The organism is Roseivivax sp. THAF197b (assembly GCF_009363255.1).
Taxonomy (GTDB): Bacteria; Pseudomonadota; Alphaproteobacteria; order Rhodobacterales; family Rhodobacteraceae; genus Roseivivax.
Genome location: NZ_CP045318.1, coordinates 2,323,501 through 2,347,554 on the forward strand (window position 1 = coordinate 2,323,501; position 24,054 = coordinate 2,347,554).

The 24,054-nt window shown below is 65.0% G+C and carries 21 protein-coding genes; 6 read left to right on the forward strand and 15 right to left on the reverse strand.

Going from position 1 to position 24,054, the window contains the following annotated elements; translation table 11 throughout:
* Positions 1 to 46: 46 nt before the first annotated feature.
* From FIV09_RS11340 to FIV09_RS11355, 4 genes are all read right to left on the reverse strand, one after another.
* Complete coding sequence (locus FIV09_RS11340) at positions 47 to 952, reverse strand: fructose bisphosphate aldolase (protein ID WP_152450052.1); 906 nt, start codon at positions 950 to 952, stop codon at positions 47 to 49.
* A 122-nt stretch (positions 953 to 1,074) separates the two neighbouring features.
* Positions 1,075 to 2,427: a cytochrome P450 gene (locus FIV09_RS11345; protein WP_152450053.1), complete on the reverse strand. Its 1,353-nt coding sequence runs from the start codon at positions 2,425 to 2,427 to the stop codon at positions 1,075 to 1,077.
* Positions 2,424 to 3,665 carry a hypothetical protein gene (locus FIV09_RS11350; protein WP_152450054.1) on the reverse strand — a complete coding sequence of 414 codons (1,242 nt, stop codon included), beginning with the start codon at positions 3,663 to 3,665 and terminating at the stop codon, positions 2,424 to 2,426. The genes FIV09_RS11345 and FIV09_RS11350 overlap by 4 nt, the downstream gene beginning before the upstream one ends.
* 113 nt (positions 3,666 to 3,778) lie before the next feature.
* The gene (locus tag FIV09_RS11355; protein ID WP_152450055.1) at positions 3,779 to 4,531 is read right to left on the reverse strand and encodes a cytochrome c biogenesis CcdA family protein; all 753 of its coding nucleotides are present in this window, start codon (positions 4,529 to 4,531) and stop codon (positions 3,779 to 3,781) included.
* Between the two features lie 116 nt (positions 4,532 to 4,647).
* Here FIV09_RS11355 and FIV09_RS11360 point away from each other — a divergent pair, with 116 nt between their 5' ends.
* Positions 4,648 to 4,869: a sulfurtransferase TusA family protein gene (locus FIV09_RS11360; protein ID WP_152450056.1), complete on the forward strand. Its 222-nt coding sequence runs from the start codon at positions 4,648 to 4,650 to the stop codon at positions 4,867 to 4,869.
* A gap of 106 nt (positions 4,870 to 4,975) precedes the next feature.
* Here the strand turns inward: FIV09_RS11360 and FIV09_RS11365 are convergent, their stop codons facing one another.
* The 5 genes from FIV09_RS11365 to FIV09_RS11385 form a co-directional block, all read right to left on the reverse strand.
* Positions 4,976 to 7,888 carry a ribonuclease E/G gene (locus tag FIV09_RS11365; protein ID WP_152450057.1) on the reverse strand — a complete coding sequence of 971 codons (2,913 nt, stop codon included), beginning with the start codon at positions 7,886 to 7,888 and terminating at the stop codon, positions 4,976 to 4,978.
* 478 nt (positions 7,889 to 8,366) lie between these two features.
* Positions 8,367 to 8,657 carry a hypothetical protein gene (locus tag FIV09_RS11370; protein ID WP_152450058.1) on the reverse strand — a complete coding sequence of 97 codons (291 nt, stop codon included), beginning with the start codon at positions 8,655 to 8,657 and terminating at the stop codon, positions 8,367 to 8,369.
* Positions 8,657 to 9,007 carry a helix-turn-helix transcriptional regulator gene (locus FIV09_RS11375; protein WP_152450059.1) on the reverse strand — a complete coding sequence of 117 codons (351 nt, stop codon included), beginning with the start codon at positions 9,005 to 9,007 and terminating at the stop codon, positions 8,657 to 8,659. The genes FIV09_RS11370 and FIV09_RS11375 overlap by 1 nt, the downstream gene beginning before the upstream one ends.
* Entirely contained in the window at positions 9,000 to 9,341 is a 342-nt protein-coding gene (locus FIV09_RS11380; protein WP_152455479.1) for a hypothetical protein, read from the reverse strand. The genes FIV09_RS11375 and FIV09_RS11380 overlap by 8 nt, the downstream gene beginning before the upstream one ends.
* A 108-nt stretch (positions 9,342 to 9,449) precedes the next feature.
* The gene (locus FIV09_RS11385) at positions 9,450 to 10,322 is read right to left on the reverse strand and encodes an NAD(P)-dependent oxidoreductase (RefSeq protein WP_152450061.1); all 873 of its coding nucleotides are present in this window, start codon (positions 10,320 to 10,322) and stop codon (positions 9,450 to 9,452) included.
* A gap of 136 nt (positions 10,323 to 10,458) precedes the next feature.
* Here FIV09_RS11385 and FIV09_RS11390 point away from each other — a divergent pair, with 136 nt between their 5' ends.
* The 5 genes from FIV09_RS11390 (at position 10,459) to FIV09_RS11410 (ending at position 15,262) form a co-directional block, all read left to right on the forward strand.
* Positions 10,459 to 12,927 carry a penicillin acylase family protein gene (locus tag FIV09_RS11390; protein ID WP_152450062.1) on the forward strand — a complete coding sequence of 823 codons (2,469 nt, stop codon included), beginning with the start codon at positions 10,459 to 10,461 and terminating at the stop codon, positions 12,925 to 12,927.
* A gap of 152 nt (positions 12,928 to 13,079) precedes the next feature.
* Positions 13,080 to 14,450, forward strand: coding sequence for a radical SAM/SPASM domain-containing protein (locus tag FIV09_RS11395; protein WP_152450063.1), 1,371 nt, complete (start codon positions 13,080 to 13,082; stop codon positions 14,448 to 14,450).
* 67 nt (positions 14,451 to 14,517) lie between these two features.
* Positions 14,518 to 14,763 (forward strand): hypothetical protein, encoded by a 246-nt coding sequence (locus FIV09_RS11400; protein ID WP_152450064.1) that lies wholly within the window; start codon positions 14,518 to 14,520, stop codon positions 14,761 to 14,763.
* Positions 14,764 to 14,774: 11 nt separating this feature from the next.
* Positions 14,775 to 15,023, forward strand: coding sequence for a hypothetical protein (locus FIV09_RS11405; RefSeq protein ID WP_152450065.1), 249 nt, complete (start codon positions 14,775 to 14,777; stop codon positions 15,021 to 15,023).
* A 5-nt stretch (positions 15,024 to 15,028) separates the two neighbouring features.
* Positions 15,029 to 15,262 carry a hypothetical protein gene (locus FIV09_RS11410; protein ID WP_152450066.1) on the forward strand — a complete coding sequence of 78 codons (234 nt, stop codon included), beginning with the start codon at positions 15,029 to 15,031 and terminating at the stop codon, positions 15,260 to 15,262.
* Between the two features lie 119 nt (positions 15,263 to 15,381).
* Here FIV09_RS11410 and hflX read toward each other — a convergent pair whose 3' ends face one another.
* From hflX to FIV09_RS11440, 6 genes are all read right to left on the reverse strand, one after another.
* Positions 15,382 to 16,656, reverse strand: a complete 1,275-nt coding sequence (gene hflX, locus FIV09_RS11415) for a GTPase HflX (RefSeq protein ID WP_152450067.1) — start codon at positions 16,654 to 16,656, stop codon at positions 15,382 to 15,384.
* On the reverse strand, positions 16,653 to 16,895 hold the full coding sequence (gene hfq, locus FIV09_RS11420; RefSeq protein ID WP_076446634.1) for an RNA chaperone Hfq: 243 nt from the start codon (positions 16,893 to 16,895) through the stop codon (positions 16,653 to 16,655). The genes hflX and hfq overlap by 4 nt, the downstream gene beginning before the upstream one ends.
* 128 nt (positions 16,896 to 17,023) lie before the next feature.
* Positions 17,024 to 18,538 carry a potassium transporter TrkG gene (locus tag FIV09_RS11425; RefSeq protein ID WP_152450068.1) on the reverse strand — a complete coding sequence of 505 codons (1,515 nt, stop codon included), beginning with the start codon at positions 18,536 to 18,538 and terminating at the stop codon, positions 17,024 to 17,026.
* Positions 18,539 to 18,541: 3 nt separating this feature from the next.
* Positions 18,542 to 19,918 carry a Trk system potassium transporter TrkA gene (gene trkA / locus FIV09_RS11430; protein ID WP_152450069.1) on the reverse strand — a complete coding sequence of 459 codons (1,377 nt, stop codon included), beginning with the start codon at positions 19,916 to 19,918 and terminating at the stop codon, positions 18,542 to 18,544.
* A gap of 420 nt (positions 19,919 to 20,338) precedes the next feature.
* The gene (locus FIV09_RS11435; protein ID WP_152450070.1) at positions 20,339 to 21,766 is read right to left on the reverse strand and encodes a sigma-54 dependent transcriptional regulator; all 1,428 of its coding nucleotides are present in this window, start codon (positions 21,764 to 21,766) and stop codon (positions 20,339 to 20,341) included.
* 16 nt (positions 21,767 to 21,782) lie between these two features.
* A complete protein-coding gene (locus tag FIV09_RS11440; RefSeq protein WP_152450071.1) occupies positions 21,783 to 24,005 on the reverse strand; it encodes a PAS domain-containing sensor histidine kinase in 2,223 nt (740 codons plus the stop codon).
* Between the last annotated feature and the right edge of the window lie 49 nt (positions 24,006 to 24,054).

Genomic DNA, 24,054 nt, shown 5'->3' on the forward strand with positions numbered 1-24,054 from the left:
TTTACATGACATGCGCGGAGGCCGATCCGGCCTCCGCCCCGCTGGATCAGGCGGCGGACGCTGCGTGGATCTTGTCGATATTCGAGCCGAGTGCCGCGGTGAATTCCTCGTCCGATTGCTTCTTCGACAGACCTTCGGTCAGCGCTCGGCTGAAGCTCGCGATCATCTTGGGGTTTTTAGACAGCCGCTCGCAGGCCTCGTCCGTCGAATAGCCTCCCGACAGCGCCACCACCCGAAGCACACGCGGATGATCTGCCGCGGCATCGTAATGGCCCGGCTTGGACGGGATCGTCAGCTTCAGCATGATGTCCTGTCCATCCTCCAGCGTCTCCAGATGCCGCAGGATCGAGGCCAGCAGCATGTCCTCCGCGGCCTCTTTCGTGGGGGAATGGATGTCGATTTCGGGCTCCAGGATCGGCACGAGGCCCGCGGCGATCACCTGCCGGGCCACCTCGAATTGCTGGGCGACGATGGCCTCGATCCCGTCGGCATTGGCCTCGTGGATGACCGAGCGTTCCTTCGTGCCGAAAATGCCAAGGCCCGCCGCTTCGCCCAGAAGCCCGTCGAGACCTGGCATCGGCTTCATCAGCTGCACGCCGTTTGCCTTCTCCTCGAGCCCCTTGTCGATCTTCAGGAACGGCACGATGCCGAGCCCGTGCCAAAGCGTCTCTGCGGTGGGCTTGCCGTCCACCACGCCGCGCATGGTCTTCTCGAACAGGATCGCGCCCAGCACCTTCTCCGACGAAAACGGCGCGGCGGTGATGATCCGGGACCGCATCTGGTGGATCTCCGCGAACATCGCGTCTTCACCATCGTATTCGTCTTCCTCGACGCCGTAGAGACGCAGCGCCTTCGGGGTCGAACCGCCCGATTGGTCGAGCGCGGCAATGAACCCCTGCCCCTCGATCATACGGGCCTTCTGGGCAGCAAAGATTTCAGGGTTCGGGGCCATGCGCGTCATCCTCTATCGGAAAAAATCTGCCCTAGGGATACGACAACCGAGCGGCCAAGGATAGAGAGAGGAGGCGAGCGTTAGCGCTAAGTTTAGCGCTAAACCCTTGATTTGGCGCGGCGCTATCTGCCCCTCGGGCGCAGGATCAGGTGGATGCCGTCCCGCGCGCGGACCGTCAGATGCGCCACGGGCTCGGGGATATCCCCCGGCGCGGGCGTGATTTCGAAGGCCCGCGCGATCAGCGACAGCAAAAGCGGCCCCTCGACCATGGCAAACCCCGCCCCGGGACAGACCCGCGCGCCTGCGGAGAACGGAATGTAGGCCTCGCGGGCGCAGGTCCTGCCGTTCTCGGTCGCCCATCGGGCCGGGTCGAATGCGTCGGGTATCTCCCATAACCGCTCGTGCCGGTGCAGATGCCACGGGCTCAGGACAAGTTGCGCGCCGCGCCGGATCTCCCGGTCCCGGAAGCGTTCCGGGCAGCGCGCCTCCCGCACCATCATCGGCACCGGCGGATAAAGCCGGAGCGTCTCGCGGAACACGTCGCGGCTGACCTTGAGGCGGCTCATCTCCGAGAAATCGCCCGAGAGAGCGGCGGCCTCCTCGACCACGCGCGTCTGCCATTCGGGATGCGTGGCCAAGAGATAAAGCGCCCAGGCCAAGGCCGAGGCCGATGTCTCATGCCCCGCCAGGAAGAAGATCGCGACCTGGTCGACCATCTCTTCGGTGCTGAAGGTCTGGCCCGTTTCGGGATCGGGCGTGGTCATGATCTTCGTGGCCAGATCGTCAGGCGCCGTGCCTGCCGCGATCTCGGCCATGCGCCGCTCGGTCAATTGCCGGATCAGGCTGCGAATGCGCGTCGCGGCGGCTTTCGTGTCCGCGCGGAAAAAGCGTGGAAGCCAGCGCGGCAGCGGGATGAAGGCCGCTATGTTCAGAATGGGCTGGCTGCGCTGATAGGTACGGAATTCGCGAAAGACCGCCTGCGCGATCTCATCCTCGATCGGGATGGAGAAGAGCGTACGAAAGATCACATCCGCCGCGGCGTGGCTGGTCTCGGCCTCGATCTCCACGGGCGCGCCCGCGCGGTCTTGCAGGCGCGACACGGCGCGCTGCCCCGCCGCCCACATCGGCCCCCAGGTGTCGCGCAGCCGCCCGCCCTCGAAGGCGGGATCGATGATCCGGCGCTGCCGCTCCCAGGTGGCGCCATTGGTCAGAAAGACGCTGTCGCCCAGAAGCGGGCGCAGCCCTTCGCCCACACGGTCCGATTTCGGGAAATCGCGCGGACGGTCCTTCAGCACCGTCTTCACCAGATCGGGCTGGTTCAGCAGATAGGACCGGAAAAAGGGCGTGCGAAACTCCGCCATCCACGCGCGATAAAGCCGTGCGGGCTGCGCGGACAGGATGTCCTCGCGAAAAAGGCGCGCATAACGCCAGAGCGACACGCGGTCCGGTCGGGATCGGGGCTTCGGTGGCGTCATGCCGCCATGGACGTGAATTTCGACACGGGCACGTCGATCCGGCTGGCCGAAGGGGGGCGATCCGCGTAGCGCGTGGCAAGGCTGACCGGTCCCGCCGTGATCTGGAAGTAATCGTAATCGCGCGGGCGGTCGAAGGCGCAGAGATACTGGAAGTGCAGCCGGAAGAACCGCCAGCGCAATTCCTTCCAGCGTTCGGGGCTGAGCGACCGGGTGAATTGCGCGGAAAAGACGAGCGGCCAGCGCTTGTTCGCGGGGGCCACGCCCGAGACGGCCACCGGATCGCAGAGCGCGAAGGCGCAGCCGTCACCGGGTGCCGTCACATCGACCCATGTCAGCTCCTCGCGGGCCGAAAGATAGTGCAGATCAGCGCGCAACCGGTGCGCGTCAGGCAGGAAGGACACCATCGGTACCACCTGCCCCAGCGACAGAAATGCAAGCTGCGGTCCATCTGAGGGCACACGCTTTGCACGAATGAGGTCAGCCAAAATCGACACGCCCAGATGCGCGCCCGAGGAGTGGCCGACAACCAGCACCTCGTCCACATCCTCGCGCAGGGCCTCGGCGATCCGGTCGGCGAAGGTAGCCATTCGCGCTTCGAGATCGGGCGGGTTGGCGCCCTTGTGCCGGGCTGAATAGGAATAATCATGCATGAGGTAATATGCAAAGAACTTGCCGTCCTTGGCCTTGAACCACCGCAGAATTGCAATCCCCGCGGCAAGGCCCAAGACGCCGCCCACGATCCGGGCGAGGAGGTCCGGCAACGGACCGATGAGCTGCGCGGCCGCGTAAATGCCCCAGAACGCCGCCAGGGCGATCAGCGCTTGCAAGAGCAGCATCCCGATCGGGTAGAGCGCCGCGATCACCGGCCCCTTGCGCAGCCGCATCAGACGCCGAAGCGCGCCGGAGGCAATATAGGTCCAGGCCGTACGCACCAGGCTCAGATAGGTCGCCGGGATCGAAGTGGACATGGAGCCGCGCACAATATCCGACCAGACCAGAACCTCTAAATCGGCGGAGGCTGCATGGCCGTCGATCACGGTCTCCACATGCCAGCCATAAGGCCCCTTCGTGGTCTTGGGGGTCAGCGCGATCTCGTAGCCCGAGATCTCCGCCTGCGCGGCGCCTTCCTTGCGATAAAGCTCGCGGTAGCGGCGGGGATGAATGGGATCGTAGCCCGGGATGTAGAACACCCGGCGCCGCGCCACCTCTGCCCTCTGCTCGCCCCGGCTGCCGCCCATGGTCTGTCCTCCATACCGCGCGCCAAGGCTAACGCGGCTTCGCGGCGCGTTTAAGGCGATTTATGCACGATTTGGCGATTGGTCCGCGAAAGTCGCGCCGCGCGCCACATTGCTCAACCAAGCGCTGCAAGCGCCGGGAATGTCTCGAGCAGCCAGAAGGAGAAGGCCGTGAACGCGCCTGTCACCAGCGCGAGGCCCACCGCCACGAGAAGCGCGCCCATGACCTTCTCGATCAGCGCCATGTGCCGTTTGATGCGGTTCATCAGCCCCATCGCGCGGGTCAGGAAGATCGCCGCCAGCAGGAACGGAATACCCAGGCCCGCCGCGTAGATCGCCAGCAGAAGCGCACCGCGCGTCGCATTGGCCTCCGAGGCCGCAAGAGACAGGATCGCCCCCAGCTGCGGGCCGATGCAGGGCGTCCATCCGAAGGCGAAGGCGAGACCCAGCACGTAGGCGCCGAACGCCGATCCGCCGCTATCTCCCGCATCGATCCGCGCCTCCCGGTCGAGGAAGGGAATGCGGAACAGCCCGAGGAAATGCAGACCGAACACGATGACCACAAGGCCTGATATCCGCGCGAGAAGCACCTGATGCTGCAGGAAGAGCGAGCCGAGCCAGGACGCGGTGAAGCCCAGCAGAACGAAGACCGTGGACAGACCCAGCACGAAGAAAAGCGCGGCCATGCCCGCGCGCGCGCGGGCCGATCCGCCGCCCTGCATGTCAGACACGCTGACGCCCGACATGTAGGCCAGGTAGGGCGGCACGATGGGCAGGACGCAGGGGCTGAGGAAGGACAGCCCGCCCGCGATGAGCGCGACGATCATGGCGGGCAGAAGCCCCGCGTCGATGAGTTCGATTCCAAACATGGCCCAAGACCTAGGCTATCGGCGCGTCGGCGTCACGTCCGCCTGCGTCACATGGCCGTGGTATGATTGAAATATCGCGCTGGACAGCCGTGGGGCGAGCGCCTAGCTCAGGTCTCATGATACATGAGCTCGATGCCCGGGGCCTGCTTTGCCCCCTGCCCGTTCTGAAAACCCGCAAGAGACTCTCCGCCTTGGACGTGGGCGAGCGGATCGCCGTCACGACCGATGATCCGGCGGCCATCGTCGACATGCCGCATTACTGCCAGGAAAGCGGGCATGCGCTGGTCGAGCAGCGCGCAGAAGGGTCTGCGATGCATTGGGTCATCGAAAAGCGCTGAGCCCGGCGCAACGGCGCTCTTCTCATGACCTTCCAATGAAAAAGGCCCCGGCATCCTGATCTGGATCCCGGGGCCTTTCCTATTTCAGCACCTCGTCAGCGCAGGCTCAACGACCGAGGTTCCACCAGCCGCGCTTCTTGGGCTTGGCGGCTTCTTCTTCGTCTGCGGTCTCTGTCGTGGCGTCCGCGGGCTCGAGCGAGCGCACCTCCTCGACCGCTGACGCAGTCTCCTCGGGCGCAGGCGTGGGTTCGACGGCCGACGCAGCAGCCTCTTCGGGCGCAGGCGTGGGCTCGACCGCTGTCGCTGTCTCCTCGGGCGCAGGCGCAGGTTCAGGCGCGGTGCCGGTCTCCACGGCGGCCGGTTCCGGCGCGGCAGGCGCGTCTTCGATCTTGGCATCGACCGGCACAGCCTCGGGCTGCGGCTCGGGATCGGGCGTCGTCTCGGCCACCGCATCGGAGGCCTCGTCCGCCAAGGCAGGCTCGGGCGCCTTCTTGCGGCTGGGCGACCGGCGCTTCGGCTTGGGCTTGGGCGCCTCCTCTGCCACCGGCTCCTCGGGATTGTCGGCCACGGGCTCAGACGGCGCGCTCGCCGCGGCCTCCGCTCCGTCGACCGGCGCAGAGGCCGCCTTCTTGCGGCTACGCGTCCGGGTGCGCTTGGGCTTCTCGGGCGGGGTCTCGGCCTCCGCCGTGGCGTCGGCAGCCGGAGCGGCCTCTTTCACATCGGCGGCCTCGGGCTCGGTCTTTGCATCCGATCCCTCGGACCCGCCATTCTGAGGCGCGGCGTTTCCATCGGCCCCAGCGGCGTGGTCCTGACCGTTGTCCTGGCCATTATCCTGACCGTTCTCCTGCCCCTCGCCATTGCCGGACTTCTTGCTCCGACGGCGACGGCGGCGGCGTTTTTTCGGCTTCTGTTCCCCGTCTTCCGAGGCAGCGGCCGGTGCAGGAGCGGCGTCTGCTCCGGGCGCGGGCGGTGCCTCGCTCGGATCGGGCTCTTCGCTGGCGGCGGCTGCTTCATCGGCGTCGATCGCGTCCATGATCGACGTGTCCACCGATACGACCGGGGCCATCGCTTCGGGCACGGTGCGCGAGGCGGTCTTGAACTTCTCCATCGAGAAATCGGGCGAGACCAGCGACGGATCGCCTTCGATCTGCACGGCCATGCCGTAGCGCGCCTCGATCTGGGCGATGTGCTCGCGCTTCTGGTTCATCAGGAAGTTGGCGATGCCCACAGGCGCCTTGACGCAGACCTCCTTGGAGCGGCGGCGCGTGCCTTCTTCCTCGATCTGGCGCAGGATCTGCAGCGCCATGTTATCGTCCGAACGGATGAGTCCCGTGCCATGGCAGGACGGGCACGGCGCTGTCGTCGCCTCGATCATGCCGGGGCGCAGACGCTGGCGCGACATTTCCATCAGTCCGAAGCCCGAGATGCGGCCCACCTGGATGCGCGCACGGTCGGTTTTCAGCTTTTCCTTGATCTTCTTCTCGACGGCCGCGTTGTTCTTGCGCTCGTCCATGTCGATGAAGTCGATCACGATGAGGCCCGCGAGATCGCGCAGACGCAATTGGCGCGCCACCTCTTCGGCCGCCTCGAGGTTGGTCTTGGTCGCGGTCTCCTCGATCGAGCCTTCCTTGGTGGCGCGGCCGGAGTTAACGTCGATGGCCACCAGCGCCTCGGTCACGCCGATCACAATGTAGCCGCCCGATTTCAGCTGAACCGTCGGGTTGAACATCGACGACAGGTAGGATTCCACCTGGTAGCGCGCGAAAAGCGGCATCTGGTCGTTGTAGAGTTTCACGTTCTTGGCATGGGACGGCATGATCATCTTCATGAAGTCCTTGGCGATGCGATAGCCGCGCTCGCCCTCGACGAAGACCTCGTCGATCTCGCGATTATAGAGGTCGCGGATCGAGCGTTTGATCAGATCGCCCTCCTCGTAGATCTTCGCGGGTGCTATGGATTTCAGCGTCAGCTCGCGGATCTGCTCCCAGAGGCGCTGCAGGTATTCATAGTCGCGCTTGATCTCGGTCTTGGTGCGCTTGGCGCCCGCCGTGCGGATGATGAGGCCCGCGCCTTTCGGCACCTCGATCGTGCCCGCGATTTCCTTGAGCTTGGAACGGTCGGCCGCATTGGTGATCTTGCGGGAGATGCCGCCACCGCGCGCGGTATTCGGCATGAGCACACAATAGCGCCCCGCAAGCGACAGGTAGGTGGTCAGTGCAGCACCCTTGTTGCCGCGCTCTTCCTTGACGACCTGTACCAGCAGGATCTGGCGAACCTTGATGACTTCCTGGATCTTGTAGCGCCGCGGCCGGGGCTTGCGGGCCGGGCGGATGTCTTCCTCGGTGTCGTCATCGGCGACGGATTCGATGGATTCGTCGCGCGATGTCGCGTCAGAGCGGGCATCCTCGTCCCCTTCTTCGCCATCGTAGGCGGCCTCGGCCTTGTCAGCACCGGCCTCGCCGCCCGCATCGTCGTCGGAGGGCGTGTCTGCCTCGGGCTCTTCGACCGGCGTTTCGGCGACGGTCTCCATCGGCGACAGACCTTCGCTGTCGTCGCTGACCTCGCCCGCATCCTCATCGCTGAGATCGATGGTTTCCATGCCCGCAGGGCCATCGGCGGACTTCGTCGCCACCGCGTCGTCCGACACGGCCTTCTCGGCCTCGGGCTTGCGCGACCGGGAGCGGCGGCGCGATTTTGGCTTGGGTTGTTCGTCCTCGGCCTCGGCGCGGGCCTGGGCTTCTTCTTCCTCCATCAGAGCCTGACGGTCGGCGACGGGGATCTGGTAATAATCGGGATGAATTTCCGAGAAAGCGAGGAAACCGTGGCGGTTGCCGCCGTAATCGACGAAGGCCGCCTGCAGAGAGGGTTCGACCCGGGTTACCTTTGCGAGGTAGATATTGCCTGCAAGTTGCCGCTTGTTTTCCGACTCGAAGTCGAATTCCTCAACCTTGTTTCCGTCAACCACCACAACGCGGGTCTCTTCCGCGTGGGTGGCGTCGATGAGCATCTTCTTTGCCATATTGTCCGTTTGCACGGCCTGAAGCCCCCGCCCCTGTCGGAGCGGAGGCCTGATGAGCCTGTGTCTTGTCTGAGCGATGACCAGCCGAGCGGGCCGCATGCGGACACGTTCGTGTCCCGCCTGTCCTGCCTCGTCTCGATCGTTCGGATCATCGCATTTGGTCCCTGGCGCGCGCCGAACGTTGGTCCGGATACGTCGCCGATTTGAAAACCCGGCACTGCCAATCTTGCAGCCTGGGCGGAGTGGAGTGGCCATGTGGCCGCATCGGTCTGTCGGGACGGGAGGAACCGGTTCGGTTCTGAAGCCCCTGTCCGTTCAGCGAATTCGGGGGCGCGACAAAGCGCGCCAACATTTGCACCTTACGCGGGAAAAGCGTCAAAAGACAATGGGCAAAAGCGGCGCCGTCCAATCGCGGGGCAGATATCGCCGCCTGCGGTTCGGCCCGATATCGCGCGCGGCACCTCATGCAGGCACCAGATCATGCGAGGGGTACGAAAAGGCGCGCAACAGCGCTGCCCAGAAGCAGCAGATATCCGGCTGCGAGGCACAGCTCATCGAGGCGACGCCAGGCGGCCACGTCGCGCTGCCATTTCTCGCCCAGAATGCCCTTCACGTTGTCGCGGAAGCTCTGCGGATCTTGCGGCAGCGCGTCCTGCACCGCCTGGAGCTTTTTCTTGCGGGCATTGAGCGACCAGACCGGCACGGACAGCACCGCGATGCCCGCTGCCGATGCGAGGTTGAGCCACCAATGCAGATCGGCAGGATCCATCAAACCGCGATGGCCGCGACCGTCTCGGCTCGTGGGGGCTGTGCATCGAGAAAGGCCGTCTCGTCCACCTTGGCGCCGGAAAAACTGATCAGCATGTGCCCGCCGCAGGCCTCGACATAGCGGGTCACCGTGTCCCAGTTGGGAAGCGCGCCGGTGGGCTGTTCCAGCCGCGAGATCATCGGCTGCGTGAGGTCCGATCGGGCCTCGATATCCTTCTGCGTGAGACCCTTTTCCTTGCGCAGGGCGCGCAGCGCGAGGGCCAACTTGCGCTTCATCTCGTGACCGCGCGTCGCCTCGGCGATATCGGGCCGGGCGCGGTTCAAGTCGGATCGGAAACTCTTTCTAGCCATGGGCAGGCTCCCAGCTTGGATCGATCAGGGACAGATGTTGCGCAGCACGCAGGCGGGCGGCATCACAGACAGCGCCCCGCCGCGGCAGGATGCCCAGCAGGAGGCAGGGCCAGGGCGGGCGCCGCCCGGTATCGAGCGCGACCGCGAGCACGGAGCCCCGGCAATCCGGAATGGCGATCGTGTAGATCTCATAGCGATCCTCCAGCAGGCCGCAGCGCTCGTCGAGATCGGGATCGGCGCTTTCCAGCTCCTCGAGCAGGAAATCCGCCCCGGCGACGCATCGCGGCGACAGCGCGCGGAATTCGTCCAACACCGCCTCGTATCGTGCGGGCACAGGCGCAACCTTACGCATGACAGGCGACAAGACCGCCTGCCACGGTCACAATATACGTTTTACGGTATATGATTTCAAGGATATATTCCAGCACGACGCAACGCCGCCTCAGCCCGCCGCGCGCAGCCGCTTGATCAGGCTGGACGTGTCCCAGCGCGCGCCGCCCATCTTCTGGACGTCCTTGTAGAACTGATCGACCAGCGCCGTCACGGGCAGCGAGGCGCCCACCTCGTCCCCGGTCTTCAGGCAAATACCCAGATCCTTGCGCATCCAGTCGACTGCGAAGCCGTGATCGAACTTGTCGTCGAGCATGGTCTCGTAACGGTTCTGCATCTGCCAGGACCCGGCGGCGCCCTGGCTGATGACCTCGACCACCGCGCGGCCATCGAGGCCTGCCTTCTCGGCGAAATGCAACGCCTCGGACAGGCCCTGCACCAGCCCTGCAATGGCGATCTGGTTACACATCTTCGTCATCTGGCCCGCGCCAGATGCGCCGATCCGGCGGCAGAGTTTCGCGTAGGCGTCGATCACGGGCTCCGCCTTGGCATAGGCATCCTCGTCCCCGCCGCACATCACCGACAGCGCGCCGTTCTCGGCCCCGGCCTGCCCGCCCGAGATCGGCGCATCGACGAAGGACACACCCTTTTCCTTGGCGGCGGCGTACAATTCGGCGGTCACTTCGGCCGAGACGGTGGTGTGATCGACGAAGATCGCCCCCTCTTTCATGCCTGCGAACGCGCCATCCTCACCGAGGCAGACGGAGCGCAGGTCGTCGTCGTTGCCCACGCAGGCCATGACGAAATCCATGCCTTGGGCCGCCTCGCGCGGGGTCTCGCACGCCGTCCCTCCATGCTCTTTGGCCCAGGCCTCGGCCTTGGCGAAGGTGCGGTTGTAGACCGTGACGTCGTGCCCCTTGGCCTGAAGGTGCCCCGCCATCGGGTAGCCCATCACGCCCAGTCCCAGAAATGCGCATTTCGCCATGATCTCTCTCCCTTGTTCTCAATTCCTGTGTCGGCGCGCTTTGTCGCCCCCTGCCCGCGACTTGGCAAGCACTGGCATTGGGTTTAGTGCCCGAGACGGAGCGCGCCAGCGTCGGCGCGCGCGAAGAGAGGGCGATATGCGGGTTATCTTTCGCTGGCTGGTCCGTCTTGTGGGCACCGCGCTGATCCTTGGCGCATTGGCTGTCATGCTGGTCTATTATCTCGGCGCGCGGTCGCTGCCGGATTACGACAAGGAGCTGGAGCTGGCAGGCCTCAACGCGCCGGTCGAGATCGTGCGCGACAATTCCAACGTGCCCCACATCATGGCCAGCGACGACGCGGATGCCTTTTTCGGGCTGGGATATGTGCATGCGCAGGACCGCCTTTGGCAGATGACGCTGATGCGCCGAACCGCCCAGGGCCGCCTTTCCGAGGTCTTCGGCACGCGCACGGTCGAGACCGACAAGCTCTTGCGCCGTCTCGACCTTTACACCCGCGCCCGGGAAAGCTTTGCCGCGCAGGACGACCGCACCAAGTCCGCTTTGCGGGCCTATGCGGCCGGCGTGAATGCCCGCATCGAGGAGATCAATTCCGACAGCCTCGGCCGGGGCGCGCCGGAGTTTTTCCTGTTCGGCGCGGAACTCGCCCCGTGGCAACCTGCGGATTCGCTCTCGATCATCAAGCTCATGGCGCTGCAGCTTTCGGGCCACCTCTCGAACGAGGTCTTGCGCGCGCGCACCTCACTGGCTCTCGAAGACGGGGAACGGCTGGCCGACATACTGCCGGACGCACCCGGCACCGGCGTTGCGGCCCTGCCCGAATATTCGAGCCTCGCCCCCGGCGCCACGGGTCAGACACGCATCGCCGCCGCCCCGCGGGGCGCTCTTTGGCCCGTGCCCGAGCCCGGCCTTGCAGGCGCCTCGAACGCCTGGGCGGCTGATCCGACGCGGTCGGCCTCGGGCGGCGCGCTTCTTGCCAATGATCCGCATCTCGGCTTCACCGCGCCCGCGATCTGGTATCTCGCGCGGATGGAGCTGTCCTCGGGCGGCGTGATCGGCGGCTCGATCCCCGGCATCCCCGCGATCATGGTGGGCCGGTCCGAGACGCTGGGCTGGGGTCTGACATCGGCCTATCTCGACGATCAGGACCTCTTTCTCGAAAAGCTCAACCCCGAGGATTCCAACCAGTATCAGGGCATCGACGGATGGCAGCGCTTCGAGACGCGCCGGTCCATCATCGACATCAAGGACGCCCCGCCTGTCACCGTCACCCTGCGCTGGACCGACAATGGCCCCGTTCTGCCCGGCACGCAGTTCGACCTCGGCACCATTACCCCCCCGGGCCACGTGATGGCCCTGTCCTGGACGGCGCTGTCGGGCTCCGACACCTCGATGAGTGCGGCGGTGGGGCTGATGTTCGCCGATACGATCGACACGGCGATCGCGCAAAGCGAAGCCTATGTGGCACCCGCGCAGATGCTGACGCTGACCGATGGTCAGGAGGTCGCGATGCAGCTTATCGGCGCGATGCCCGAGCGCGACGCCGAGCACCAAAGCCAGGGCCGGATGCCCGCGCCGGGATGGATCGCTGCCAATCGCTGGCAGGGCAACCTGCCCTACAGCGCCAATCCCAGCTTCACCGACCCGGTCGGCGGTATCGTCGGCAATACCAACAACAAGGTGCTCGACCGGCCCTTCCCGCTGCATGTGAGCTACAAATGGGGCGACAGTCAGCGCATCCAGCGCTGGCGCGACCTGATGCAGGGCCGCGAAGTGCATACGCGCGACAGTTTCATCGAGTTTCAGCTCGATACCGTGTCAGAGGCCGCGCGCACGCTTTTGCCGCTCGTGGGCGCCGATCTGTGGTTCACCGGAGAGGCCGCCCCCGAAGGCACGCCTGAACGGCGCCGCCGCGACGCGCTCGATCTGCTGGCCGAATGGAACGGCGAGATGAGCGAGCATCTGCCCGAACCGCTGATCTACGCCGCCTGGCTGCGCTTCCTGCAGGACCGGCTGATCCGCGACGATCTGGGCCCGCTTGCCGATGAGTTCACCCGGATCGAGCCGCTCTTTCTGGAACGCGTCTATCGCGACGTGGACGGGGCTGCGGCCTGGTGCGACGTGACCCGCTCCGCCGTGGAGGAAAGCTGCTCCGACCTCGCTCGGCTTGCCCTCGACGATGCGCTGATCTGGATCGAGGAGACCTACAACACCACCCTCGCCTCGCTCCGCTGGGGCGACGCGCATGAAGCCACGCATGACCACCAGGTGCTGGGCGAAGTGCCTGTGCTGCAGGCCTTCGTGAATATTCGCCAATCGACCTCGGGCGGCGATTTCACCCTGCAGCGCGGGGCCACGCGCGGACGCGGGCCCAACCCGTTCCTCAACGTGCATGGTGCGGGCTATCGCGGGGTCTACGACTTCGCGGATCCGGATTCGTCGGTGTTCATCACCTCGACCGGGCAGTCCGGGCACTTCCTTTCGCGGCATTACGACGATCTGGGACAGCTCTGGCGGCGGGGGGAATATATCCCCATGTCGCTTGATCCTGACCTCGCCCGCGCGGCGGCTGTCGGCATCACCAACCTGGTTCCTGCGCCCGAATGACATAAGCCATCTCAGGGCGCCGAACACCGCGGATTTCTGCGCGGGATCTGGCCGGTCAGGTTTTCCGTAATACGGAAGCTGCACAACTTATGGTATAGTTGAGCCATTAGTTGATTCCCAATTGTTCAAATTTTGATTTCCTGGAGAAATTTATGACCCAAGCGCATTCCGTTTGGCGGGCGTCCCGCTATTGCCGTTTCATTCCCGACACCAGTGATGGAGGCGGCTTCCTGCACAATTCCTTCATGGGGGCCCTGATGGTCGTGCCGTCCGATATCGGGCGCAGCCTTGCCCCGTGGCTCGAACGTCTGCGTGCCAAGAACCGGGACATTCAGCCCGTCCTGACCGCGCGGGACGCCTTCGCGCAGGAAATGCACCGCCAGGGCTTCGTGGTGGACGAGTCCCTGCAGGAAGAAACACGCGCCGAGGACCTTCTGAGCCGGGAGCGCGATTACGGCACCCATCTCATCATCCTGCCGCATGAGGATTGCAACTTCCGGTGTACCTACTGCTACGAGAGCTTCGAGCGCGGCAAGATGAGCCCCGAGATCGTCGCGGGCCTGAAATCCTACATTGCCCGCGAGATGCCCAATATCCGACTTCTGAACGTGGGCTGGTTCGGCGGCGAGCCCTGCCTCGCGCGGGATGTGATCTACGATCTCTCCGCGGAATTTCAGTCGCTTTGCGAAAATGCCGGGATCAAGTACCGCGCTGCGATCACCACCAACGGATATTTCCTGGACGAGGTCACGGTCGGACGTCTGCTCGACGCGGGCATTCAGCATTTTCAGATCACAATCGACGGCTCCGAAGAGGCGCACGACACCGTGCGCCGCCTGCGCGGCGGCCAGCCCACCTACCGGCGCATCTTCCAGAACCTCGTGCGCATGACCGAACAGGAGCGCGATTTCAGCGTGGCCGTGCGGGTGAATTTCAACCCGCTCACCATCCGCACCATCGACGATTTCCTGAAGGAGGCCGCGCCGCATCTCGCAGACGATCCGCGCTTCTTCCTCGATTTCCACGCGGTGGGGCGCTGGGGCGGGCCGAACGATCAGGTCATGGCCGTGGTCGAGGAACAAAGTGCGGCCGAAGCCCGCCTCGGATTGATCGATCAGGCCACGTGCCACGGCTTTCCCGCGACCTCGGCGCTTGATGCGCTGAAGCCGCACGGGGCGGCATGTTATGCGGGCAAGGCGTCGTCGATGGTCGTGGGCTCGGACGGGACGATCTACAAATGCACCGTCGCCTTCGAGGATGACCGCAACAAGGTCGGACAGCTTTATCCAGATGGCACGCTCGAGATCGACCGCGACAAGTGGCGCGCCTGGACCGAGCCCCATTCGCCCTCGGGCAAGTGCGGCACCTGCTCCTTCTCGGCGGCCTGCCAGAGCCGGGCCTGCCCGCTTGCCGCGATGGATCAGGGCGAACCGCCCTGCCCGTTCACCCCTGCGGATTACGAACGCATGGTCACTGTTGCCGCGCACCAATTACAGGAGGCGCGCCAGCCATCTCCGGCCTGATCACCGGGGATCCCCGGGGCGGATGAACCGCCCGACCCAACCCAAATTGATTTGAAAGGAATATGTTATGGATACCAAGAAAATCGCGACCGAGGCCATGGCCGCGCGAAAACAGATCGTCGACGCACAGATGACGCTCTGGAACACGCGGCTTGAGGCGCTGGTGGAGGCGGGCGATCTCTCCTCCGTCCTCGATCATCTGTCGAGCCCAGTCGAAGACAAGATCGACAATTGCGGCTGCAACGTCCAATGCGGCGCGCTGCAGGACGCAGATCTTGGCGGTCTCGTCAATCCCGGCATCACGCGGCGGTAAGGAGCGGAACAATGGCTTTCACGAAAGAACAGCTCAAGACCGTCACACAGGCCAAGGAGGCCAAGCTGACGGCGCAGACCCAGCTCTGGAACCTGCGGCTCCAGGCGGCGGTCGACACCGGCGATGGCAAGGCGGTGATGGAACGCATCGGCGCCTCGGTCGAGGACGACATCAACAATTGCGGATGCAACGTCCAGTGCGGCGCCCTTCAGGAAGGGCCCGGCGCGCTCGTCAATCCCGGCGGCTTGGTCCGTCGGTAAATGCGATGCTTTCCAGGCATCAGCTGACAGCTGCCTCGAAGGCGAAAGAGGCGCTCGTCGCAGGTCAGATGCAGCTTTGGAACCTGCGTCTGACGGCGGCGGTCGACGCCGGCGATGCAGCAGCCTTGCGCGAAGTCATCGCAGGCGGGATCGCGAACACGCCGAACAATTGCCAATGCAACTCTCCGCAATGCAATCTGATCGGTGACATGCTGGGCGGCGGACGGCTCCGCCGCTGAGCAACAGGCCGGGCCCTGCATCCCCACGGGGTCCGGCCACCACGCGGAACGAACGCCCGCTGCTCTGCGGTATCTACCGCCACATTCGTTGAAATCTGACCGATGCCGCGCGCGACGCCTCAGAGCTTTTCGAACTGCGCGGCATCCTTGGCCGACCAGCGGACGGTCAGCGCGTAGCCGTCCTCGTCCTGCCTCTCGTCTTCCACAAGTCCGCGATCAAAGAGCCATGCACGTTTGCGGCCCTCGTCGAAACCGAGCCGAAGGTGATCTTCGCGCGTCTCGCCCTCGAGACGGTGGGCGATCGCTTCGAGAAGCGCCTCCATCCCCTCCCCGGTCCAGGCCGACAGCGCGAAGATGTCCTCTTCGCGCGATGCCCGCGCGGCAAAGCCCTCGCGCGCCTCGGGGTCCAGAAGGTCGATCTTGTTCCAGACCTCGATCTGGGGTGTCGTCTCCAGCACCCCGAGGGATGCGATGATCGCCTGCACGTCGGCGGCCTGTTCCTCGGTATTCGGATGCGAGATATCGCGCACATGCACGATCAGGTCCGCCGCCGTCACTTCCTCCAGCGTGGCACGAAACGCCGCGACCAGTTCGGTCGGCAGGTCCGAGATGAAGCCCACCGTGTCGGACAGGATGACCTCGGGCCCCGAGGCCAGCCGGACCCCGCGCATGGTCGGATCGAGCGTGGCGAAAAGCATGTCCTTGGCCATCACCTCGGCCCCGGTCAGCCGGTTGAACAGCGTCGACTTGCCGGCATTGGTGTAGCCCACGAGCGCCACGATCGGATACGGCACCTTGGCGCGCGCGGCGCGGTGAAGCGTGCGGGTCTTGACGACCTTGTCGAGCTGGCGGCGCAGGCGCACGAGCTGTTCGTCGATGGCGCGGCGGTCGGCCTCGATCTGGGTCTCGCCCGGACCGCCCACGAAGCCGAGCCCGCCGCGCTGTCGTTCGAGGTGCGTCCATGCCCGGACAAGGCGCGTGCGCTGGTAGCTCAGATGCGCCATTTCGACCTGCAAGACGCCTTCGCGCGTCGCCGCCCGGTCCGAGAAAATCTCTAGGATAAGCCCCGTCCGGTCCAGAAGCTTCACCTTCCAGGCCCGTTCGAGATTGCGCTGCTGCACGGGCGTGACGGGGCCGTCCACAAGAACGAGTTCGACCTCGTGCTCGTGAAACAGCTCCTTCAGTTCGGCAATCTTGCCCGAGCCGAACAATTCGCCCGGATGGGGTTTCGGCAGCGGCACGATGGACTGGCCCACGACTTCTAGGTCGGGCAAGGCCACGGCCAGAGAGACCGCTTCCGCAAGGCCGATCTCGGCATCGCGCCGCTCGCGGTCGCTTTTGATGTCAGGGTGGAGAACCCAGGCGCGGGTGACGTGCGGGTCGTGTTCGTTCAAGACCCCTCGCCGTCACCGTCATAGAGGTTGATCGGCTGCGCAGGCATGATCGTGCTGATCGCATGCTTGTAGACAAGCTGCGACTGACCGTCACGGCGTAGAAGCACGCAGAAGTTGTCGAACCAGGTGATGACGCCCTGCAATTTGACGCCGTTGATCAGGAAAACGGTCACCGGGACCTTTGTTTTCCGAACATGGTTAAGAAATGCATCTTGGAGATTCTGTCTGTCGGAAGCCATTGAAAAGCCTTTTATTCTTGTATGCGCCACAGAAAATGACGCCCCTCGCCGCAGGGCAGTATGGTCTGCCAAGTGCCGAGTTTCCAGAGCAAATCGGGAATTTCCGTCGACCCGTTCCTCGCCTGCCGCTAATCGCGCCACAAATCCGGCGACAGCATCACCACAATCGCCAGCACCTCGAGGCGGCCCAGGATCATCGCGAGCGCCAGCGTCGCCTTCACCGATGGGGCATATTGGGTCAGCGGCAAGGGCATCTCCGTGGCCAGGGCCACGAGCGGTCCGGTATTCGTGAGTGCCGCGATGGTCATCACGAAGGCGCCTTCGAAGGGGATGCCCTGGATCGAGAAGGCCAGGACCATCACCGCGATGGTGAGCGCGAAGATCATGAAGAAGACCCATGCGATGAACGCGCCCTCGCGGCGGGTCCGGCGGCTCAGAAGGCCCGAGCGTCCGACCGAGTTCGGATGGATCAGACGCTCCAGCTCGCGTTTGCCGTTGAGATAGAGGATGAAGACCCGCAGAAGCTTCACCCCGCCTGCCGTGGTCGCGACCCCGCCGCCGATGATGGCAAGGCCCATCAGGATCAGGCCCGGCGTGTCGAGCCCCGACCAGCCCTGCGCCTGCGTCCAGTCCGCGCTTTCAAAGCCGGTCGTGGTCAGGAAGGAGAGCGTGGTGAAGGCCGCCCCCCAAAAGGCGCGCAATCCCAGAACGATGTTCTCCTCGGTGCCGACATCGAAGGAGGCCACCCAATGCCGCGCGAACAGGATCAGCGGCACGGCTGCGACGATGGCAAGGCCGATGCGGAACTCGGGATCGTTCATCAGGCCCTGCCGCCGGGCCGCGGATGTGTCGTTGGAAAAGGTCAGCCGCGACAGCGCGAAGAACAGAAAGCAGAAGACCACCGCCTCGCCCCAAATGCCCGATTCCGCCTGCGCGAGGCCGCCGATGGGCGAGATGCCGGAGGTCGCCATGGTCGACATCGCGTGACACAACGCGACAAAAGGCCGGTCGCCTGTCACCATCAGCAAGAGCCACAGCGCAAGGGTCAGCCCGAGATAGATCGGCACCAGCCCGTGGACGGCCCGGGCGAGCCGGAAGCGCGGATCGGCCTTGTCGCGATGCGCGGCCCCGGGCGCCATGCTTTGGCCGGGTTCGCTGACAGCGGTGACCTCGAAACCGCCAAGGGTCAGCGGCGCGAGGATCGCTGCCGCCGCAATCCACATGAGAAGACCGCCCATCCAGCCCACCTGGGCGCGCCAGAGATGTTCGGCCATCGACAGCCGGTCCGGCGCGAAAAGCGTGGCCCCCGTCGTGGTCAGCGCCGAGACCATCTCGACATAGGCATTGAGAAAGCTCGTGGTGCGCACCGCCTGGTGAAACGGCACGGCCAGCATCGCGGGCAGCAGGATGAAGGCCAGAAGCAGCGCGAAAAGCTGGCGCAGATCGTTGCGGTTGTTGGGCAGGCCCGCGCGGGCGATGCCCAAAAGGCTCGCGATCAGAAACCCCAGGAGGGCCGAGTGAAAAAAGCTGCGCGCGTCGTGATACTCGCCGTAAGCCAGTGCCAGACCGGCAGGGGCCAGCATCGCCAGCGCGGCCGCGCCGGCAAGGAGGATGAGCAAAGGGATGGAGAGAAGGCGCGCCATCGCTCAGAAGAAGTCGATGGAGACCTGCAGGAGCGTCTCGACCGCCGCCACATCCTTCGACAGCGTGAAGATCACGACCTGGTCGCCTTCCTCGACCCGGGTGGAGCCGGAGATCTTGACCACCTTGCCCGCCTTGCGCAGCGCGCCCACGAGAACGCCTTCCGGGAAATCGATGTCGCGGATCTTCTGGCCCGAAATGGGCGAGGTCGAGAGAACCTCCGCCTCGATCACCTCCGCCTCGGCATCGCCGATGGAATAGACCGCCCGCACCCGCCCGTGCCGGATATGCCGCAGGATCGACGAGACGGTGGTGGCGCGCGGGTTGATGTAGGCATCGATTCCGAGGGGCGCCATCAAGGGCGACAGGGTGGGATCGTTGATCAGCGCGATGGCCATCGGACAGCCCTGGTTCTTGGCGCGCACCGCGGCCAGCATGTTGGTCTTGTCGTCATCGGTCACGCAGAGCACCGCATCGGCGCGGCCGATATTGGCCTCCGCCAGAAGCGCGGTATCGAGCCCGTCGCCATGCAGCACGATGGTCTTTTCAAGCTCCTCGGCGGCGCGTTCGGCGCATTTGCGGTTCTTCTCGATCACCTTGGCGCGGATCCGGTCCTCGCGGTCCTCGAGCGCGCGCGCGACCATCAGGCCGACATTGCCGCCCCCGATCAGGACGACACGCTCCTGCTTGCGATTGGGCTTGCCGAAGATCTCCAGCGCGCGGGCCACGTCATCGGCATGGACCATCACGTAGACGCTGTCGCCGATGAAGACCTGGTCACGTGGCTCCGGCGCAAAGAGCGTGCCTTCGCGGCGCACCCCCACGACCACGGCGCGCAGGGTCGAGAAGAGATCGGTGAGCTGGCGCAGCGGCGTGTTCACCACCGCGCAATCCTCCTCGATCGTGAGGCCCAGAAGCTGCGCGCCGCCATCGAGGAAGGTTTCGGTGTCGAAGGCCGCGGGCGCCTCGAGCCGCTGGAGGGCCGCATCGGCCACTTCGCGCTCGGGCGAGATCACCACGTCGATGGGCAGGTGATCGCGGCGGTAAAGATCGGAATAGATAGCGTCGAGATAGCTTTGCGCGCGCAGCCGCGCGATCTTGCGCGGAATCGAGAAGATCGAATGGGCCACCTGGCAGGTGACCATGTTGACCTCGTCGGAGTGAGTGGCGGCGATGATCATCTCGGCATCGGACGCGCCGGCGCGTTGCAGAACGTCCGGATAGGAGGCAAAGCCCGCGATGCCCTGCACATCGAGCGCCTCGGTCGCGCGGCGCACAAGATCGGCATTGCTGTCGACAACGGTGACATCGTTCCGCTCGCCCGAGAGATGCCGGGCGATCTGCCAGCCGACCTGGCCCGCACCGCAGATGATGATCTTCATGGCTGTCCCTGCGCCTTTGGTCGGTACTTCGGTCTGACACGGGGCGCCCGGGCCGTCAATCTGAGCCTGCGCCGTGCCACCCCGTCAGCGCGGGGCGTTGATCTTTGTGCCATGATCCAGCGGGTTTTGATCCGGTGTGTCTTGATCCGGTGGGGCGCGGGGTCTTGCGCCCCCGCGCGCATGTCTGGCCGGATCCGCCCTTTTGGGCGGTCCCGGCGGTCAGAGGGCCCTGCCCTCTCTTGGCCGCAAGCGGCCAATTCACTCCCGGCGGTTTTCGGGAAAGGTGAAGCACGAAAGGGTCTCGCCCGGGATTTCGATGCCTCGGGCTGGCCGGATAAGACCGGGTCCGAACCGTCAAAGGACGCCGAGCCGTTCCGACGTCATTCTGGGATTGCGGAGCGCGCCGTGGCGACCGGGCCGTCAGGCGGTCTGGCGTTCCGGCTCGGCCTCGTCCTCATCCACATGGGCGATGCGGGCACCGCCCTTCGCGGAGGTGACCACCCCCAGCGATTTGAGTTTGCGGTGCAGGGCCGAGCGCTCCATCCCGACGAAATTCGCGGTCCGGCTGATATTGCCCCCGAAACGGTTGATCTGGGTGAGGAGGTATTCGCGTTCGAAGGCCTCGCGCGCTTCACGCAGGGGCATCGTGGCCAGCGTGCCGGACAGCACGACGCGCCCCTCGCCGTCGCCGCCACGCGCGGTTTCCTGCGGCAGCTCTTCGGCTTCGATGGGATCGGAGCTGTCACCCAGGATCAGCACGCGTTCGATCAGGTTCTTCAACTGGCGCACATTGCCGGGCCAGATCATCGTCTGAAGAAGCGCAATCGCATCCTCGGACAGGGCGCGGTTCGGCAGACCCTGCCCCTTGTGGCAGAGCGCGATGAAGTGATCCGCCAGAAGCGCGATGTCCTCGCGCCGGTCCTCGAGCGACGGCACGGCGATCGGAACCACGTTCAGCCGGTGATACAGTTCCTGCCGGAAGCGGCCCGCCTCGATCTCCGTCGCGAGATCGCGATTGGTCGAGGAGATCACCCGCAGATCCACGCGCACCTTGTCCTGCCCGCCGACACGGGTGAATTGCTGATCAACCAGCACGCGCAGGATCTTCGACTGGGTGCCGAGCGGCATGTCGGCCACCTCGTCGAAATAGACGATGCCGCCATGGCCCTGTTCGAGAAGACCGGGCTCGATTCCCCGATCGGCGGTCTCGCGGCCGAAGAGTACCTCTTCCATGCTTTCGGGCGTCACACCTGCGCAATTCACGGTCACGAAAGGCCCGGAAGCGCGGCCGGAATTGGCATGGATGTAGCGCGCGGCCACCTCCTTGCCGCAGCCCGCAGGCCCCGTCAGCATCACCCGACCGTTCGACTTGGTGACCTTGTCGAGCTGGCTCACGAGATTGCGGAAGACCGGGCTTTCGCCGATCATTTCGGCCACATCGGCCTCGCGGCGCTTGAGCTTGTGATTTTCCCGGCGCAGGCGCGAAGTCTCCATCGCGCGGCGGATCACCACCAGAAGCTGGTCGATGTTGAAGGGCTTCTCGATGAAATCATACGCGCCCTGACGGATGGCCGCGACCGCGATCTCGATATTGCCATGGCCCGAAATGATGACCACGGGAATGTCGGGATTGTCGCGCTTGACGGTCTTGAGAATGTCGATCCCGTCCATCTTGCTGTCCTTCAGCCAGATATCGAGGATGATGAGCGCGGGCGGCTCGCCGTTGATTTGCGACATGGCTTCGTTGGAATTGCCTGCCAGACGGATGGTGAAGCCTTCATCCTCGAGGATGTCCCCGATCAGCTCACGAATGTCGCGTTCATCGTCGACGATCAGAATGTCACTCATGTCTCAAACCTCTCTCTCAAACCGTTTCTGTCTTGCGGGCCTCGGGCGGCTGTCCCAGGGGGCCCGGTGTGGCGGGAAGGCGGATCACCGCCATGGCGCCGTAATGCGGGGTCTCGCCGAAGCATGGCGCATCTTCGAGCGTGAGCGTGCCGCCATGTTCCTCGATGATCTTCTTGACGATGGGCAGGCCGAGGCCGGTGCCCTTGTCGCGCGTGGTCACGTAAGGCTCGAACAGGCGGGCGCGGTCTTCGGGCAGGCCGATGCCGTTATCCGCAATCGTGATCTCGGCCCGGTCCCCGTCGATCATCGTCAGGGCGATGCGAATTTCGGGACTGTAGCTGTCGGGCGCCTGGTCCGCCTCTATGAGGCTGGTCGTCGCCTCGCCCGCATTTTTCACGAGGTTGGTCAGCGCCTGGCTGATCATCGTCGCATCGAGCTCCGCGGCGACCGGCCCGTCCGGCAATGACGTCTCGAAGCGCACATCCGGTTGCCCCGCCTCCTGCAGGAGGACCACGCCCTGCACCAGATCGCGCAGATCCTCGGGCTTGCGCTCTGGCTCGGGCATGCGGGCGAATTTCGAGAATTCATCGACGATGCGCCGCAGATCCCCGGTCTGGCGGATGATCACGCCGGTCATCTGGTCGAGCTTCTCGGCATCGTCCTCGGGCAGCGCGCGGCCGAACTTGCGCTTGATGCGTTCTGCCGAAAGCTGAATGGGCGTGAGCGGGTTCTTGATCTCATGCGCGATGCGGCGCGCGACATCGCCCCAGGCGGCCATCCGTTGTGCGGAGACAAGGTCGGTCACATCGTCGAAGGCCACCACGTAGCCTTCAAGCCCGCCATCGTCGCGGCGCCGGGTCGACATGCGCACGAGCAGGTTCTCGAGTTGTCCGTTGCGGCTGACCTTCACCTCTTCCTGCGCGACCTCCGCGCCGGTCTCGATCAGGCGGTCGAAGAGCGGCCCGAATTCAGGCACCACCACGTGAATGGGATGATCCGCGCGCGTCGCACCAATGCCCAAAAGCCGCTCTGCGGAGCGGTTCACGAAGGTCACCCGCCCCTCCGCATCGAGCCCCGCGACGCCCGAGGTGACCGAGGTCAGCACGGAATCGAACAGACGCTGACGCCGCTCGATCTGGCGGGTATTTTCCAGCAGGCGTTCGCGCTGGCCTTTCAGCTGCCGCGTCATCTGGTTGAAATACCGCCCCAACATGGCGATTTCGTCGTCGCCCACGTCCTCCTTGACCTGCACGTCCAGATCGCCGGCGCCCACGCGCTGCGCCGCCCCGGTGAGACGGCCCACGGGGCGCGAAAGCCGTTCCGCGAACCACAGGCCCAGCCAGACGGCCGCCAGGATCAGCAGGACGGCAAAGCCCAGATAAAGCAGCGCGAAGTCGAAAAGCCGCCTGCCCCGTTCGCTTTCCTGTTGCTGGTAGAAACGCGCGGTTTCCTGCGTGTCGTCGAGCAGGTTGAGGATGCCGCCATCCACCTCGCGGCTGACATAAAGGTAGCGGTCCACGAAGGCCTGCAGCGGTACGAGGGCACGAAACTCGTTGTTGTCCCAATCCTCGATGATGGCGACGCCCTCATTGCGCGCCGTCGTCATCTGCGCCCGGGACGGACGCTCGTAGTCGAAAAGATAGGACCGTTCGCCGCGCGCCCGGATCTCCCGATCGCTGTCGATCACATAGGCCTCGCGCAGGCCGCGCTGGATCTGCGCCTGTCCGCTGCCCAGAAGCTGGCGCAGCTCGCCGTCATTCATCAGGGGCTGCGCGCGCCGCGTCGCATCGAGGAACCGCGCAAGCGCGCCTGCATCCTCGATAAGGTCCGCGCGGTGCTCTTCCTCATAGGCTTCTGCGGCAGACAGGGACGCGCCCACAACGTTCTGCACGCGGGTCGAGAACCAAGTCTCAAGCCCGATATTGATGGTCAGGACCGCGAATACCGCGACGGTGATCGTGGGCAAGAGCGCCATAAGGGCGAAGACCCCCGTCAGGCGCAAATGCAGCCGCGAGCCTGCGGATTTCGCCCGTCGCGCCGCGACAAGCCCCGCGACACGCGACAGGACGAGCGCCGCAATCAGCAGGACGTAAACAAGATCGGCCAGAAGGATCAGCCGCAGGCTCAGGTCTGTCCGCTCCGCCCCCTGCAAGGGTCCGAGGACAAGATAAGTCGCGATCGCCAAAACAGGCCCGAGAAGGACAAGTCCCAGGGTGGCGGCATTCTGTACGCGCCGCATGCGTCTGAGCTGCGCAATGCGCGCCCACGACCAATTCCGTGCCCGAGTG

Excerpts from the sequence above, each read along its gene's own strand:
- FIV09_RS11340 (WP_152450052.1), bottom strand. The coding sequence starts at position 952 with ATGGCCCCGAACCCTGAAATCTTTGCTGCCCAGAAGGCCCGTATGATC.
- FIV09_RS11345 (WP_152450053.1), bottom strand. The coding sequence starts at position 2,427 with ATGACGCCACCGAAGCCCCGATCCCGACCGGACCGCGTGTCGCTCTGG.
- FIV09_RS11350 (WP_152450054.1), bottom strand. The coding sequence starts at position 3,665 with ATGGGCGGCAGCCGGGGCGAGCAGAGGGCAGAGGTGGCGCGGCGCCGG.
- FIV09_RS11355 (WP_152450055.1), bottom strand. The coding sequence starts at position 4,531 with ATGTTTGGAATCGAACTCATCGACGCGGGGCTTCTGCCCGCCATGATC.
- FIV09_RS11360 (WP_152450056.1), top strand. The coding sequence starts at position 4,648 with ATGATACATGAGCTCGATGCCCGGGGCCTGCTTTGCCCCCTGCCCGTT.
- FIV09_RS11365 (WP_152450057.1), bottom strand. The coding sequence starts at position 7,888 with ATGGCAAAGAAGATGCTCATCGACGCCACCCACGCGGAAGAGACCCGC.
- FIV09_RS11370 (WP_152450058.1), bottom strand. The coding sequence starts at position 8,657 with ATGGATCCTGCCGATCTGCATTGGTGGCTCAACCTCGCATCGGCAGCG.
- FIV09_RS11375 (WP_152450059.1), bottom strand. The coding sequence starts at position 9,007 with ATGGCTAGAAAGAGTTTCCGATCCGACTTGAACCGCGCCCGGCCCGAT.
- FIV09_RS11385 (WP_152450061.1), bottom strand. The coding sequence starts at position 10,322 with ATGGCGAAATGCGCATTTCTGGGACTGGGCGTGATGGGCTACCCGATG.
- FIV09_RS11390 (WP_152450062.1), top strand. The coding sequence starts at position 10,459 with ATGCGGGTTATCTTTCGCTGGCTGGTCCGTCTTGTGGGCACCGCGCTG.
- FIV09_RS11395 (WP_152450063.1), top strand. The coding sequence starts at position 13,080 with ATGACCCAAGCGCATTCCGTTTGGCGGGCGTCCCGCTATTGCCGTTTC.
- FIV09_RS11400 (WP_152450064.1), top strand. The coding sequence starts at position 14,518 with ATGGATACCAAGAAAATCGCGACCGAGGCCATGGCCGCGCGAAAACAG.
- FIV09_RS11405 (WP_152450065.1), top strand. The coding sequence starts at position 14,775 with ATGGCTTTCACGAAAGAACAGCTCAAGACCGTCACACAGGCCAAGGAG.
- FIV09_RS11410 (WP_152450066.1), top strand. The coding sequence starts at position 15,029 with ATGCTTTCCAGGCATCAGCTGACAGCTGCCTCGAAGGCGAAAGAGGCG.
- hfq (WP_076446634.1), bottom strand. The coding sequence starts at position 16,895 with ATGGCTTCCGACAGACAGAATCTCCAAGATGCATTTCTTAACCATGTT.
- FIV09_RS11425 (WP_152450068.1), bottom strand. The coding sequence starts at position 18,538 with ATGGCGCGCCTTCTCTCCATCCCTTTGCTCATCCTCCTTGCCGGCGCG.
- trkA (WP_152450069.1), bottom strand. The coding sequence starts at position 19,918 with ATGAAGATCATCATCTGCGGTGCGGGCCAGGTCGGCTGGCAGATCGCC.
- FIV09_RS11435 (WP_152450070.1), bottom strand. The coding sequence starts at position 21,766 with ATGAGTGACATTCTGATCGTCGACGATGAACGCGACATTCGTGAGCTG.
- FIV09_RS11440 (WP_152450071.1), bottom strand. The coding sequence starts at position 24,005 with ATGCGGCGCGTACAGAATGCCGCCACCCTGGGACTTGTCCTTCTCGGG.